11 protein-coding genes are annotated in these 15,015 nt (G+C 56.1%); 7 read left to right on the forward strand and 4 right to left on the reverse strand.

The features are described 5' to 3' along the window. Positions 1-90: 90 nt before the first annotated feature. Positions 91-2,235, reverse strand: coding sequence for an ATP-dependent DNA helicase DinG (dinG, locus tag GHO25_RS03230; protein ID WP_048369446.1), 2,145 nt, complete (start codon positions 2,233-2,235; stop codon positions 91-93). Positions 2,236-2,333: 98 nt separating this feature from the next. Between dinG and GHO25_RS03235 the strand changes: the two genes are divergently transcribed. Next, a complete protein-coding gene (locus GHO25_RS03235; protein WP_048369445.1) occupies positions 2,334-2,798 on the forward strand; it encodes a CopD family protein in 465 nt (154 codons plus the stop codon). Positions 2,799-3,551: 753 nt separating this feature from the next. Here the strand turns inward: GHO25_RS03235 and GHO25_RS03240 are convergent. The 3 genes from GHO25_RS03240 to GHO25_RS03250 all read right to left on the reverse strand — a co-directional run bounded on the left by GHO25_RS03240 (position 3,552) and on the right by GHO25_RS03250 (position 9,444). Continuing rightward, a complete protein-coding gene (locus GHO25_RS03240) occupies positions 3,552-4,310 on the reverse strand; it encodes a collagen-like protein (protein WP_153389884.1) in 759 nt (252 codons plus the stop codon). Next, the gene (locus GHO25_RS03245; protein WP_048386507.1) at positions 4,303-4,581 is read right to left on the reverse strand and encodes a DUF1145 domain-containing protein; all 279 of its coding nucleotides are present in this window, start codon (positions 4,579-4,581) and stop codon (positions 4,303-4,305) included. Before GHO25_RS03245 ends, GHO25_RS03240 begins: the two co-directional genes overlap by 8 nt. Positions 4,582-4,713: 132 nt before the next feature. Continuing rightward, on the reverse strand, positions 4,714-9,444 hold the full coding sequence (locus GHO25_RS03250) for a dermonecrotic toxin domain-containing protein (protein ID WP_153389885.1): 4,731 nt from the start codon (positions 9,442-9,444) through the stop codon (positions 4,714-4,716). 169 nt (positions 9,445-9,613) lie between these two features. Between GHO25_RS03250 and GHO25_RS03255 the strand changes: the two genes are divergently transcribed. The 6 genes from GHO25_RS03255 to GHO25_RS03280 all read left to right on the forward strand — a co-directional run bounded on the left by GHO25_RS03255 (position 9,614) and on the right by GHO25_RS03280 (position 14,744). After that, positions 9,614-10,114 (forward strand): DUF6231 family protein, encoded by a 501-nt coding sequence (locus GHO25_RS03255; RefSeq protein ID WP_048369442.1) that lies wholly within the window; start codon positions 9,614-9,616, stop codon positions 10,112-10,114. A gap of 4 nt (positions 10,115-10,118) precedes the next feature. After that, positions 10,119-10,595 carry a YchJ family protein gene (locus tag GHO25_RS03260; RefSeq protein ID WP_153389886.1) on the forward strand — a complete coding sequence of 159 codons (477 nt, stop codon included), beginning with the start codon at positions 10,119-10,121 and terminating at the stop codon, positions 10,593-10,595. Between the two features lie 14 nt (positions 10,596-10,609). Then, positions 10,610-11,095, forward strand: coding sequence for an LEA type 2 family protein (locus GHO25_RS03265; RefSeq protein WP_048369440.1), 486 nt, complete (start codon positions 10,610-10,612; stop codon positions 11,093-11,095). A gap of 7 nt (positions 11,096-11,102) precedes the next feature. Beyond that, positions 11,103-11,303, forward strand: coding sequence for an SEC-C metal-binding domain-containing protein (locus tag GHO25_RS03270; RefSeq protein ID WP_082148713.1), 201 nt, complete (start codon positions 11,103-11,105; stop codon positions 11,301-11,303). A gap of 163 nt (positions 11,304-11,466) precedes the next feature. Beyond that, positions 11,467-12,105, forward strand: a complete 639-nt coding sequence (locus GHO25_RS03275; RefSeq protein WP_048369438.1) for a glutathione binding-like protein — start codon at positions 11,467-11,469, stop codon at positions 12,103-12,105. A 176-nt stretch (positions 12,106-12,281) separates the two neighbouring features. After that, the gene (locus GHO25_RS03280; RefSeq protein ID WP_153389887.1) at positions 12,282-14,744 is read left to right on the forward strand and encodes a penicillin acylase family protein; all 2,463 of its coding nucleotides are present in this window, start codon (positions 12,282-12,284) and stop codon (positions 14,742-14,744) included. The last annotated feature ends 271 nt before the right edge of the window (positions 14,745-15,015 follow it).

A 15,015-nucleotide genomic window follows, 5' to 3' on the forward strand; every position in this document is an offset into this window, starting at 1 on the left:
TGGTTCTCCCTAACGGCCAAATACGGCCTGTGAGGCTTTGAAGCTCACAGCATAGACGACAGCAAGGCCGGCATGGACGCCGGCTTGCACTTATGAAATTTCGCGTCGAAACGGCGGCAAGGCATTCAGAATCGCCTTGCCATAGCGCTGGGTCACCAGCCGCCGATCGAGCAATGTGATGGTGCCGCGGTCCTGTTCGGTACGCAGCAAACGCCCGCAGGCCTGTACCAGCTTGAGCGATGCATCGGGCACTGAAATCTCCATGAAGGGATTACCGCCACGGGCTTCGATCCATTCTGCCAAGGCCGCTTCAACGGGATCATCGGGCACCGAGAAGGGGATTTTGGCGATGACCACGTGCTCGCAATAAGCACCGGGCAAGTCCACACCCTCGGCAAAACTGGCCAGGCCGAACAACACGCTGGAGTCACCGCCATCCACCCGCGCCTTGTGTTTATTCAGGGTCTCTTGCTTGGACAAGTTGCCCTGGATAAACACTTGCTTGCGCCAGTCACGCTCCAGGCCGTCGAAAACGTCCTGCATTTGCTTGCGTGAAGAGAACAGCACCAACGTGCCGCGCGAACCTTCTACCAGCCCCGGCAGATCACGAATGATCGCCGCTGTGTGCGCAGTCGCATCGCGCGGGTCAGCCTTGAGGTCCGGTACACGCAGCACCCCCGCATCAGCGTGATGGAACGGGCTCGGCACAATCGCTGTGACTGCGGTTTTCGGCAGACCGGCGCGCATGCGGAAGCGATCAAACGTGCCCAGTGCGGTCAGCGTCGCCGAGGTCACCAGAGCACCGTAGGCCACGTTCCACAGGTTACGACGCAGCATCTCGGCCGCCAAAATCGGGCTGGCGTTAACCTCGATGTCGAACAGCGAACCACTTTCAGCCAGGGTCAGCCAGCGCGCCATGGGCGGGTTGTCTTCAGGGTCTTCAGTGGTAAAGGCCGTCCACAACTCCCAGTTGCCCTGAGCCCGCGACAGCAGGCTGCCGAACAACGGGTACCACTCCTCGGCCTGCTGGCTGGAGATGCCGATGTTGACCTCCCCTTCCATGCCGTCCTTGAGCAGGTCGGTCAAACGGGTGAACACGTCGGTCAGGCGTGAAAAGCCCTTCTTCAGTTCAATGCCCATTTCACGCAGGTGATCAGGGATCACGCCACCCACAAACCGGTGGCGCGGGCGTTCACGGCCTTCTGGCTCTTCGCCGACCTTGAAGTCAGCGATTTGCTCACAGGCGCTGAACATGAATTGTTGCTGGGCCTTGATCTCTTTGGTCAGCTCCGGCACTTGCTCCAGCAAACGCCCCAAGTCGCCCGGCAACGGATGCTGAGCGAGCAGTTTGGTGAGGTTTTTGCCGGTTTGCTCCAGCCAGTCAGCGGTCGAGCGCAAACGGGTGTAGTGGGCAAAGTGACCGATGGCTTTGTCTGGCAGGTGGTGACCTTCGTCGAACACATAGAGCGTGTCACGCGGGTCAGGCAAAACCGCGCCACCGCCCAACGCCAGGTCAGCCAGCACCATGTCGTGGTTGGTGACGATCACATCAACCTTGCCCATGCCTTCGCGGGCCTTGTAAAAGGCGCACTGACCGAAGTTCGGGCAATGGCGGCTGGTGCACTGGCTGTGATCCGTGGTCAGGCGCGCCCAGTCCTGGTCTTCCAGCGCCTGGGGCCAGCTGTCGCGGTCACCGTCCCATTTATTGCCGGCCAGCTTTTCGATCATGCTGGTAAACAGTTTTTGGCTGGCTTCGTCGACTTCAATCTTGAAGCCTTCCTCTTCAAACAGCTGCGCGGTCGCGGTTTGCGCGTGGCCTTCTTGCAGCAGCATGTCGAGTTTGGACAGGCACATGTAACGCCCACGACCCTTGGCCAGCGCAAAGCTGAAATTCAGCCCGCTGTTGCGCATCAGATCCGGGAGGTCTTTGTAGACAATCTGCTCCTGCAGGGCGACAGTTGCCGTGGCAATCACCAGGCGCTTGCCCGCAGCCTTGGCGGTCGGAATGGCGGCCATGCTGTAAGCCACGGTTTTACCGGTACCGGTGCCCGCTTCAACGGCAACCACCGCCGGGTCGCCGGTACGATGGTTTTCTTCGTCGGTATCGATATCGCCCAGCACTTTGGCGACTTCAGCAATCATCAGACGCTGGCCATAGCGCGGCTTGAGGCTCTTGGCTTCGAGAAAACGCGAATAAGCGCCCTGGATCTGGGATTTGAGTTCGGTACTAATCATGGTTCTTCGGGCGCAAGAAACGCTGGATAAATTTTCAGTGGTTCGAATGGCCGCTATCATACCCCGCTAATTGATCCTGCGCCGAACGGAGTACCCCAATGACCACCTTCGCTGTTACTTACAGCCTGCATTTACTGGCGGCCCTGATCTGGGTGGGCGGGATGTTTTTCGCCTGGATGATCCTGCGCCCCGCCGCAATGACGGCCCTTGAAGGCCCTGCCCGGCTAAAACTGTGGGTTGAAGTGTTTCAACGTTTTTTTGGCTGGGTGTGGGTCGCGGTGGTTATTTTGCCGATAAGCGGTGTTGGCCTGCTGCACATGCGCTTTAGCGGGTTCGAAACGGCGCCCCGTTATGTGCAGATCATGATGGGCGTGTACATCGTCATGGTCGCCCTGTTTATCCGCATTCAATCACTGCAACTGCCCGAATTGCGCAAGGCCGTTGAGGCTCAGGAATGGGCGGCAGGCGCGGCGGTGATGGGGCGGATTCGCCGCCTGGTCGGGTGCAACTTGCTAATAGGTCTCGCGCTGGTGGCGATTGCCGGGGCGCGCCCGATGTTTTGAAGGGGTCGCTACCTCCTAACTGTAGGAGTTGCCGCCCCCGTCTACGACGCCGCGCTGTCGCGCAGCAAACAGGTTACTGTAGTCGCTGACGAGGTACGAAGGCTGCGATCGGCTGCGTGCAGCCGTAAAAACCATCCACCTCGGGATTCTTGGGTACATATCCGTTGCTGCGGTAACGGCCACTTAGAATTCCGGCCTTACGCCGTGCCACTTTGAAAAGCGCAAAGTGGCCAAACGCTTTTTGCCCCAACCCCTCGGTGCCTCGCTGTGGCTCGGCATGCCCTCACCACAGGCCTTGCGATCAGCCATCCCTGGCCGTGTCACGGCTAACCCGGCGTCCTGCCGGGTTACCCTCTGCGCAAAACCTGCGCTCGGCCAGCGTGGTTTAACGGGGCCTCTTAGATCAAGATCAAAAGCCAGATCAAGATCAAAAGATCGCGAGACAAGCTCGCTCCTACAAGACCTTAGGAATCAATTACTTATTTTGTGTTTGATAGGAGTGGCCGCCCCGTCTTCGACGCCGCGCTGTCGCGCATCAAACAGGACAGCGAATATCGTAAGCATCCCCCCAATCGGTTCCCTCTCCTTCGGGAGAGGGCTAGGGAGAAGGGTGCTCTTAGATAAAGATCAAAAGATCGCGAGCAAGCTCGCTCCTACAGGGCCTTTAGAATCAATCACTTATTTCATGTTTGACAGGAGCGAGCTTGCCTCGCGATCTTTTGATGTTTAAAAATCGCGAGGAGTGGGCGCTTCTTACAACCGCTGGACCGTCACGGCGCCTGCCGGGCCAGCATCACCCGGTTGCCCGGTTTGACCTGGGCGACCCGATTTGCCGCCATCGGTACGGTAAACAATACAGCCCTTGGATTTACCACCTGCACCTGCCCGGCCGGCCGCGCCGGGTTTGCCGCCTGCACCGCCGTCGACCAGTACTTTGATCTGCTCATCGGGGAAGTCTCGGGGCAGTTCGACCCGTACCTGTGCGCCCGCAGCTCCCTGATGCCCATTACCGCCGTCGTCACCATTGGCGCCTGCTCCGGCTGATCCCCAGGTGCAACCCGGTTCAGCGCCATTGCCACCATCAAGCCCGACAAAACCCGGTGCGCCAGTGCCGCCACGGGCGTCAATGGACAGTTGATCGGCCTGCAACGCTTCGATTCTCAGGCTCAGATCACGGGCAGGTCTGGCCGGTTTTTCAAACGTCCCCGCTGCACCGCGCGTGCTGATCTGGCTGCCTTCACCCAGCTCGGCATTGGCTACACGCAGCTCAATCCCACGCTCGGCCGGCACGATGACAATGCGTGACTCATGCCCCAAATGCAGTTGATCAATGTTGACCTGACTGACACCCGCCGGAATCAGCAGAGTGCCGTAGTCCGCTACATCGAGTTTTTCGAGTGTCAGAACGGCCACATTCGCGGGCAGACGCATCATCGAGTTAGCCTCGACCTGCACCACCTCGGCATGGGCAAACGGACTGCAAAGGGCTGCCATTAAACATAACTTACGCATGACTGTTGCCCTGTCCGGAAGATTTAGGGAGAGTTTGTACGTGCAGGATGCCTACCAAAAGGATGTAGAGTCGGTCACGCCAAGGATGTGGGCGCCCTTGCAGGCTGCTATTGAACAGCAGCAGCTCAAGCAAATGAGTCAAAAACAGCAGACTACCTGCCAGGTTGATCAGCAGGTCGAACGGATTGCTCAAGGGTTTGAAAACGTTGATCGCAACGACAACCCAGAACAACAACGTCAGCACCTTCCCCAGCCCCCAAAGCACCTTCATGCAACAGCCCTTTCTATGTTTTTCTTTAAGCGAACATTAACGGCTAGCAGGATAGCTGCGCCAGAGGTCTCTGCAAAAATACCTCACTGCGCACGCCACGCAGTTGAGGCATTTAACCCGTAGCTCATGTCATTACGTGGTTAACGGCAAAAACCATTGTTCGGCAAGGTTCTTGCCGATCTGACCGCGATGCACCTCAACCACATCGTGCTGGTTTTTCGCCTTTTCCTTCAGCGACCAATAATCAGATGTTCGCTGGCTCCAGAGCTTGAGGTGCGCCACCGCATAATCCGCTTTGGGCGTAGTGGCGTCTTTATAGTGAAAATGCGCGCACCAGATAAAATTGCCAGCAGCATCCTTGATCGCGTACTCATCAATAAAGTCTCGTTTAAGCTTCGAACGCTTACGATTCAACGTGATACTCACCAGCCTCTTTTCAAGCAAGAATTGAAGAGTGCCATGGGTCGGGGGGAGTTTCAGGCTTAAACGAACACGCAAGTCATGCGCCTTGGCTTTCATGTCCAGCGCTCTGGCTCGCATGCCCCCCACTAACTCCAGATCCTCACGTTGGCGCCAGCTTTCAGTGTCAGCCCTGCTGGCCTCTTCAAGTTCGGCAGCGCATTGGCTCAAGCGCTCAGCCACATGTAACAGCGTCTCTTCGGCCTCTTGAGGGTACCTGGCGCTATTAATAAGGCCTTCTGAACGCTTGAGATGAATATCAGCCATGTCATAAAGCTTCAGCGCCTCTTTTTTAATTTCAGGCAATTTACGACCCGGTAGGATTGGCGCGTCAGAACGGGCGACAGAGACAAGGTCCCACTCATCTCCTTTTTTAATATAGGTAGACAGCAGCTCATTATCTTGATCAGTACGGACTTCTACTTCCTCACCCGTTGCGCCTGCCTGTTGCGGTTTCAAATCCCCAATCAAACGCCCTTTATTGCGCGTATTAAAAATACGTTTTTGCGGTCGAGAGGACAAAGACTGCTTTTTGTCTTTACTCTTTGCACTTAACTTTTTAAGGGGTTCCAGCTCATTGGCCAGTTGCTGCTCTGCGTCTTTATAGACGCCTACCACCATATCAACAAACGCTTGAAAAGCTTCAGCCTCCACTTCTTCAGCATGCACAACTCTGAAGTCTAAAATGCCATCAAGTACATGGCCGTACTGTTCTACCAGACTGTTCAATACATCCAGGCGCTCTTGGGGAGAAAAATCCAGCTTATTGAGTTGATCGTGAGTCTGTATCAACTCACGCAGTGGTGAGGCTATTTTTATCAGCGATACCGTAAGAGCACTATTAAAAACATTTACACTAACGCGCACTAACGACGCAACTAAAAATTGTTTGATATGCAACGGCGTTAATTCCTGTTTCGCGAGCTTTTCGTGCAAGCGCTCTGACGCTTCTCTGCCCTCCGCTCCAAACCCAGCTACCTCATCACTGTATTTTTTTGTTTTTTCGAGCCACTCGATTCTTTGATTTTCAAACTTAATAATGCCATTCATATATTCTCTATGCACAACCAATCTTGCGTACGCCACACTGGCTTTGGAAGAAGAAGGCCCTTGGTAATTTAAATCCAAAGCCTGCCACTTAGCATCAAGAACTGGTCGCATCCTACTGACCTGCGCCAAACAAGTACTGAGAAAATTAATAATTTCGCCTATGTAATTCACAATATTCTGATTTGAAAAAACAACACCTAACTCCTTGACTTCCTTGATAGCACCAAACAACGATTCCACAACACTCAGACCTGACATCAGTTCTGCCACATACTTTTGACGCTGATCCAATACTTCTTCCGCTGTTCTTCGCGAATCACTTTCAAACAGTTTCATTAAATTTTCATAAACATTAATTTTTGTTTTTACACTGTCGAATTTATCCCTTAAGGCAGTCAATTCATCTCCCAGCTCAGTCGCACGCTGGGCCTTGCGCTCACGCACAGCTTTTACCTGCTTACCCGGAGCGCCACCCCTCAAGCGCATTTTCAGATCCACTGTCCAGCGTCCCTGCGCATCAGATTGCAACGCTGGCCCGCCCACAATGCTCACTTCGCCTGCATCGATCTGCACGGGGTAATAAGCCCCCTCAATAAAGGCATAACCGCCACCGTCTGTTAAATAGAGGCCAGCCAAGGCATCCGAGCGTTCGGGCAATGGCAGGGCTTGAGGCTTAGGTACTGCGAGGGCCTCAAGTTTTTTGCGCAAATCAGGCGTAAGCCGGTTGTTGGCACTGGCAAAACTGAAATCCAGATCTTCAATGGCTTTTTTTTGCCATTCCCCAGGCATGAACACGACACCGTCCTTGACGGTGGCAGGAGGCCGCGGCGGCCACTCCTTGGAAATACGTCGCGGGACAGGGGCTTTACGCAATAAAGGGGTCGACCTTGCTTGCGGGCTTGCTAGTGGAGGAGCGATTGCTCTCATTTGAAGCAAAACCATCGCCAGATTTTGTAATAAATCGACAACGGCCAGCTCACGGGTTACCGCGTCATCACTGCTCAAAGCAGGCACATCCCGGGCGAGTGCCTGGACCAGCAGCAGGAACCAGGCTGTGAGCATCACCGGCCCACGAAGATAGGGCAGCATAAAAATATCGAAAAAAAGATTGGCCCCCTCCAGAAAAAGGCGCCATCTGCTTTCTCGGTTGGATACGGTATCGCGATCAGCCTGATGCACCAGCGCTAGCGCATTGATTTGATACAGGTAAGGCAAAAGTTGGCCATTACCCAGATGCTGGGCCAGGTCACTACCGTCACCATTCACAGCCAGCGTCGCGGGTTCAGGCTTCTCAAACGTCGTCACCGCAAAGTCATCTTCCAGATTAAAACGTACGAAATGCGGCTCTTTGAACCCCCCGTTGTCGTACATCGTGCGGGCGCTATCGGTCAGCCAGGTCAGAACACTGGTTTGCAGCTCAGAAGGCGTTGCAATGGCCTCCATCAGCGCGGTACGAGAGGTAAATTCCACTAACGACTGCTCATACAGAGGCCGATACAAGACATGCGGCCCTCCTTCGAGATTCAACGGCTCGATGATGAACATATTGCTCACGACATCTGGCTTGGCCTCTGCACTGCTCAGTAACGCCAAGGCACGTATCACGATGGTCTGGCCGTCAACAGAACGGTTATAGGCTTCTGTCTGCATGATTGCCGCCACATAACGTGCGCCCAAAGGCGTCATCCCGGACTCTCCCTTGAGGCTCAGCTCCAAGGCTTGCAGCGGTAATTGCCATTTGAGCTGTGCAGAAAAGCGCTTTTCGCGATCGGCGCTTAATGACGGGTCATCCAGCAAGTAAGCTTTCAGCTTTTCAGGGTAGTTTTTACCAATATCGACCGCCTCAATCAGCCCGCTACCTTGGGTGATGTAAGACGCCGTGAACCATGCTGGCAGAGGTAGCCCACTGCGGTGTTCTACCTTAATGAGCTCGCCCTGGGGTTTACCCGAGAGATTGTTAAGGGCCAGTTCTATCAGGGTCATTTTCACCCGCTCAGTCACACCCGAGACATTGGTGCTGCCCGGCGCGAATGCGCCCGTCACCAGCAAGAATGTCAGCTCGATATCGTCCGGTTCGCAACCCGCCAATGCTTGCGCGTATTGGACAGGCTGCTCAAAACGTTGCTGATCGAGTAAAAGCTGTTGCTTGATCGAGTTCACAACAAAGCTGTGAATATCGGGGATACCGCTCAGATAACTCAGCCCTTGAGCACTTTTTTTTGCACTGGCCAGCGCCATACTCCAGGAACGGTAGCGTGCTTGATCCGCGCTGGATGCCTTTGTTAGCCACTGCGCAAGCTTCGATTGCACCCGGCTCAAGGCGTCCGGCGGGGGTGCGCTGGCGTTGAGAAAAAACCTTGAGGCATCAGTGATCTGTAAGCAGGTCGCTTTGAGCGCTTGAAGGCCCACAGTCGTGGGCAACTTCAGCTGTGAGAGGTTGCTTAACTGCTTGCCGAGGATAAACCCCGCTTGAGTATCAAAGGCGTCGCCGTCAATTTCGTAGCGTTTGGTGGTTATGCTATCAACGGCATAAAAGGCCTCGGCAACACGGGCTCTGGACTGGGTGGCCGACTCAACTGAACTGAATGTTTCAATGCTCCCATCTGGCAAACACAGCATGACCAGTGGCCGCATTGCTAGCCCTTGCGGATAACGCACTAACAAAACATGGGGCGTAACAAGACTCTCAGCCCGCCCCGGGTAGGTCAGCGTAGATTGCAGGTAATAGACGCGAGTGGCCTGGTCACCGTAACGGCTGATCCTCTCTTCACTCTGCGCATAGTCGAGTACCTGACGCACCGTCTCCAGCTCCGGGTCGCTCAGTGCGGTTGACTGCATGACCTTCAGCGTCAACGTATCCTTGATAACACTACTGAGCCATCTCCAGCGGCTGACATCACCCTCGACAGGCTCATTCCAATATCCGGTCAGTGCACTTTTAACCTCTATCGGCAGACGCCAGGGCAACTCTTTAATGAGCGTCTCCACGACTTTCATATCGACATCATGCCCGTCAGCGAGCTTGAGCCGCTTGCCTTGATGATCAGACAAAAAATAATAATTAAGCGGGGGGATAATTTCGCTGATCTCAAACGAAGCACCATTGACCAGGTAGGCCATCACTTGATCAATGAGCAGAGGCAACCCCCACACGCCACTCTCATGAGGGGTGGCCAGCCGTGTACTGGCCAGATCCACCGTCAGGGTCGGGTAGCGCTCAGTAAGCGCAGCCAGAAGCGTGGTGCGAATAAGTTCTTCAATACCAGGACGACTGGCAAAATGCGTATAAACCGCCTGCTGGACAGGCGAGGAGAGGGTTTGAATAGGTGCAGCGGGACGTGCTGGCATCGACATGGACATTCCTTTGTTGGCTGGGCGGTCACAGGACCTTTCAGATATTTACCGCTGCAAGTGGTGATGAAAGGTGGTACCCCGTTAGCACCTGCTCGGAATCAAACGCTGACAGACCTAGGCCACAGGCTCCGGGCAGGCTAGTCTTGTGCGCTCTGATTGAGGACTTGAGATGACGACCCCTGCTTTTTCCACACGAACACCTCAGCAAGCGTTAGCGGCGTTGCTCGACACTTACTCTCCACAACGTGTCCTTGTGGTCGGCGCCAGCCAGTTCCCGGCATTGGAGGCCTATAAACAGGCCCATCCTGATGTTCATGTCGCCCAGGCAATGCCCGGCGCACTGCCTGCCGACGTGGCGGCACAACGTTTCGACTTGGCCCTGGCAGTCGACTGCCTGGAGCACCTGTCCAAGCGCGAAGGCCTGGAATTGCTCGGCGGAATTCGTAACTTGAACGCCAGCCGCATCGCCGTGTTGGCGGATCTCACAGCTTGCGATTGGAAAGAAACGGACTTTTTCGCTTTAGCCCTACAAAACAATGAGCGTTTTCAGCGTGACGAACAGATATTGACCCTCTTTACTTACGACTTACGCGAATACAAACAAGTACCCGACTGGCTCAACGCCAGGTTTTGGGCCAACCCGGAAAACTTTGGCAAGTACTGGTGGTAAGCCGATGAGCACATCTATTTGCCCGTGTGGCAGCGGCAACTTGCTAAGCGCCTGCTGCGGGACTTATCACGCCGGGCACCCGGCCCCTAGCGCCGAAACCCTGATGCGCTCGCGCTACAGCGCCTATGTGATGGGGCTGATTGACTATCTGGTCGAGACCACGCTGCCTGTGCAGCAAGCCGGGCTCGATCGCCCGTCCATCGCGCAGTGGAGCGCTCAAAGCACCTGGCTGGGCCTGGACGTTGAAAGCAACGAGGTTTTCGGTGGTCAGCCAGAGCATGCCTTTGTGACCTTTACCGCGCGCTGGCATGACGTCAATGGCGAGCACAGCCATCGGGAACGCTCCTCATTTGTACAGAATGCAGGCCATTGGTACTTCATCGACCCGACGGTGCCGCTCAAAGTGGGCCGCAATGATGGTTGCCCTTGTGCCAGCGGGCAGAAGTTCAAAAAATGCTGCGCGGGTTTCTTCGGCCAATAAGCCGGGAGTAAAGAATGGATTCTAAAGCTCGCTTAACCAAAACCCTTGCGCTGGTGATGATCCTGGCGCTGTCAGGCTGCGCTTCGTGGTTTGGCGCAGATGACAAAGACCCCCAGTTAAAACTGGAGCGTGTCGAGCTGGTCCGGGCCAAACTGCTGGAACAACGTTTCAAGCTGCACTTTAGAATCGACAACCCGAACGACTCCACCCTCACCGTGCGCGGGCTGGTCTACACCCTTTATTTAGGGCCGGTAAAACTGGCTGAGGGTGAGTACAGCCGCTGGTTCAGTGTCGAACCCAACAGCCATGCAGATCTGGTGGTGCCGGTGCGGACCAACCTGTGGCAACACATGCGCCCGCTGATCAAATTGCTTGAGTCGCCCGACGAGCCGATCCCTTATCGGCTCGACGGTACGTTACAGACCGGCCTGTTCTTCGGTTACGACGTGCACGTGGTGCGTAAAGGCGAGATAATGCCCGGCGATTTTATTCCAGAGTGATTGAGTAATGACCCAGCAACCCCACGTTCATGGCCCAGACTGCAACCACGATCATGACCATCATGACCACGATCACGGCCATGTACACGGCCCGAACTGCGGGCACGCGCCACAAGAGCCGGTGCGCAACGCCTTGAAAGACATTGGTCGTAACGATCCTTGCCCGTGTGGCAGCAGTAAAAAGTTCAAGAAGTGCCACGGCGCCTGATTCTTCAGACCGCTCTGCCCGCGCCGCACCTGCCTTGAGCACGTGCGGCGCGTTTGTTTCAGGGGCTGCGTAAACCTTTTGTAACCAAGGGACCATTGGGAGTAAAACAGGCGTTTGCAGAGATCCGCGACTGCTGTGTGAATCTTCCCTTCTGGAGCCCTTCATGATCGATCTTTATTACTGGACTACGCCAAACGGCCACAAAATCACTCTGTTTCTTGAAGAAGCGGGCCTGGCGTACACGATTCACCCGGTCAATATCAGTAAAAACGAGCAGTTCGAACCCTCCTTCCTGAAGATCGCCCCAAACAACCGCATTCCGGCCATTGTCGACCACGAGCCGGCCGATGGCGGTGAACCGCTGTCGCTGTTTGAATCTGGCGCAATCTTGTTGTACCTCGCGGAAAAAACCGGTCAGTTTTTGCCTAAAGACCTGCGTGGGCGGCAAGTCGCCTTGCAATGGCTGTTCTGGCAAATGGGTGGCCTGGGGCCAATGGCCGGGCAAAACCATCACTTCAAGCGCCTGGCCGAGAAAATCCCTTATGCGCTCAAGCGCTACACCGACGAAACAGCTCGCCTGTACGGTGTGTTGAACAAGCAACTGGAAGGCCGTCAGTTTGTTGCGGGCGACGAATACAGCATTGCTGACATGGCGATTTACCCGTGGACGGTGTCACATGAACTTCAAGGCCAAAACCTGGATGATTTCCCGGCGCTGAAAGTGTGGTTTGAGCGCATCAAGGCTCGCCCGGCGACCCAACGTGCGTACGCACTGGTAGACACGATCAACCCGCCGAAATAGCCCCCTTATCTGCAGGTGCGGGCTTGCTTGGCGATCGTTTAAAAAACCAAAAGATCTCGATGCAAACCCGCCCCCGCCAATAGCCCCGCACAGCGCCAGAGATAGCACTTGCGCAGTGTCATCGGCCTCACTAACGTAGCGCCTTTCGATGACATTCCCCCCGCAGGAGCTTTGCCATGGCCTCGCCAGCCCTTACTCATTTTTTACCCCGGTTCGGCGTTGCCGCGGCAATGGTCAGCCTGCTGGGCTTGTCCGGTTGCCAACTTAACTCACTGTCCGGCGAGAGCCTGCTGCCGGCTTCCGGTATGCAGCCGCTAAAAGGTTTGGCGCAAAACGTCTCGGTGCGACGCAACAGCCAAGGCATCCCGCTGATCGAAAGCAGCAGTTTCCATGATGCGCTGTTCACCTTGGGCTATGTCCACGCCGGTGACCGGATCAGCCAGATGGTGCGCCTGCGCTTGCTGGCCCAAGGCCGCTTGGCCGAGTTGGACGGCCCCGATGCGCTGGACAGCGACCGTTTAATGCGCAGCATCAATCTGAAAAAGACCGCTGACGAGCTGTACAAAAGCTCCTCGCCACGCCTCAAAAAGTTCTTTGAGGTCTATGCCCGCGGCGTCAACGCGTATCTGTTCCGCTACCGCGACAAGCTCCCTGCCGACCTCGCCCAGGCGGGCTACAAAGCGGAGTACTGGAAACCCGAAGACTCGGCCCTGATTTTCAGCCTGTTGAACTTCTCGACCTCGGTCAATCTGCAAGAAGAGCTCAACACACTGGTACTGGCGCAAAAAGTCGGGGCCGGCCATCTCGCGTGGCTGACGCCAACCTACCCCAATGAACAATTGCCTACCGCTGAAGCCGAAAAACTCAACGGCCTGAATCTGGCCAGCCAATTGCCAGGGTTGACCGGCGTGACTCAAGCGCTTGAGCGCGTGACCGCACTCAATTTGCCAGGCGTCACGGCATCCAGTGACTGGGCCATTGGCCCACAACGCAGCCGCAGTGGCAAAAGCCTGCTGGCCAACGATATTCATCAGCCCATCGGCGTTCCGTCGGCATGGAGCTACGTGCAGATTCGCGCGCCTAAATACCAGGCGGCGGGCGCCTCGATTGCGGGTTTGCCGACATTGCTGGCCGGTTTCAACGGTAAGGTCGCGTGGGGCATGAGCATGGCTATGGGCGACAACCAGGATGTGTTCCTGGAAAAACTCAAGCGCCAGGGCAACAGCCTGTATTACTTGGCCGATGGTAAATGGCTACCCGCGTCGGTGCGCAACGAAACCTTTTTTGTCAAAGGTCAGCGCCCGATTCGCGAAGTCATTTACGAAACACGCCACGGCCCACTGCTGAACAGTGTGATTGGCACAACCACGGCGCTGAACAGCAGCCTGGGGCTGGCCCTGCAAACCCCGGACTTCAAGGGCGACAAAACCCTGGATGCGTTCTTCGACCTGTCCCGCGCGCAAAACAGTGAAAGCGCGTCAGACGCCAGTCGCGAGATCCGTGCGATTGCGCTGAACCTGCTGTACGCCGATGCCAGCCATATCGGTTGGCAGGTCACCGGCCTGTACCCTAACCGCCGCGATGGCGTGGGCCTGTACCCGTCACCGGGCTGGGACAGCCGTTATGACTGGGACGGTTACGCTGACGCCATGCTCCACCCTTACGATCAAGACCCGGCGCAGGGCTGGTTGGGCACGGCAAACCAGCGCACGGCCGCTTACGGCTACGGCATGCAACTGTCCAATTCGTGGTTATCGCCTGAGCGCAGCGAGCGCCTGGCCCAATTGGCAGGCAACGGCAAACAGGATGCCCGCAGCATGATCGCCATGCAGTACGACCAGACCACCTTGTTTGCCGCCAAACTCAAGGCCATGTTTAGCGCTCCGGGCATGGCTCAACCGCTGAAACAAGCCATCGCCGCCTTGCCTGCTGCCGATCAGGCCAAGGCCAACGAAGCCTTGAGCCGATTGATGGCCTTTGATGGCAAGCTCAGCCCGACCTCGGCTGATGCGGCGCTGTACGAGTTGTTCTTGCAGGCAAGCACCCGGCAAATCTTCCTCGACAAACTGGGCCCGGAGTCCAGCGCCACCTGGAAGGCTTTTATTGCCAACAGCACCTTGTCGTACTCGGCGCTCAGCGATCACTTGCTGGGGCGTGAAGACAGCCCGTTCTGGGACGACACCCGCACCCCGCAAAAAGAAGACAAACCGGCCATTCTGGCCCGTAGCCTGGCAGCCCCCATTACCACGGGCGACAGCCTGATGGGCAGCGACCACCGCGCATGGCAGTGGGGCAAACTGCACCATTACCTGTGGCGCAACAGCAACGGCCAAACCGTGCGCGGGCCCATTGCCGCGGGCGGCGATCACACCACCCTGAACACGGCGGCCTACAGCATTGGCAGCGACAGCTTTGCAACCACCGTGATTCCGGCCATGCGCATGATCGTCGACTTCGGCCAAAGCGAACCGATGATGGGCCAGAACAGTACCGGGCAATCCAGCAACCCGGCGAGCCCGCATTACGCAGACGGCATTGATCCATGGCTGAAGGGGCAATACATGCGCTTCCCGATGCAGCCGCAGAACTTTGACAGCGTGTACGGTAAAACCCGCCTCACCTTGGTGCCCGGCAAATAAGCATCTCTGTGGGAGCGGGCTTGCTCGCGATTGAATCAACAAGGTGTCACTGACACACCGTGTTGCCACATCGCGAGCAAGCCCGCTCCCACAGGGGCATCATTGAACAGCGCACTGTTTTGGATCACGCCTTTTTCAGCGCTCTTTTGTAGCGCACATCCGCCGCTTTTTACTCCCTTCCCGGCTTTAAACGCCCCCTCAACCCCATGTGGTTCGGTTATTGCTTCGTCTATGACGTCGTTACGCTCCAGCAACCGGTTATTAGGGATTG

Source organism: Pseudomonas sp. FSL R10-1350, from assembly GCF_009600525.1.
GTDB lineage: Bacteria > Pseudomonadota > Gammaproteobacteria > Pseudomonadales > Pseudomonadaceae > Aquipseudomonas > Aquipseudomonas helleri.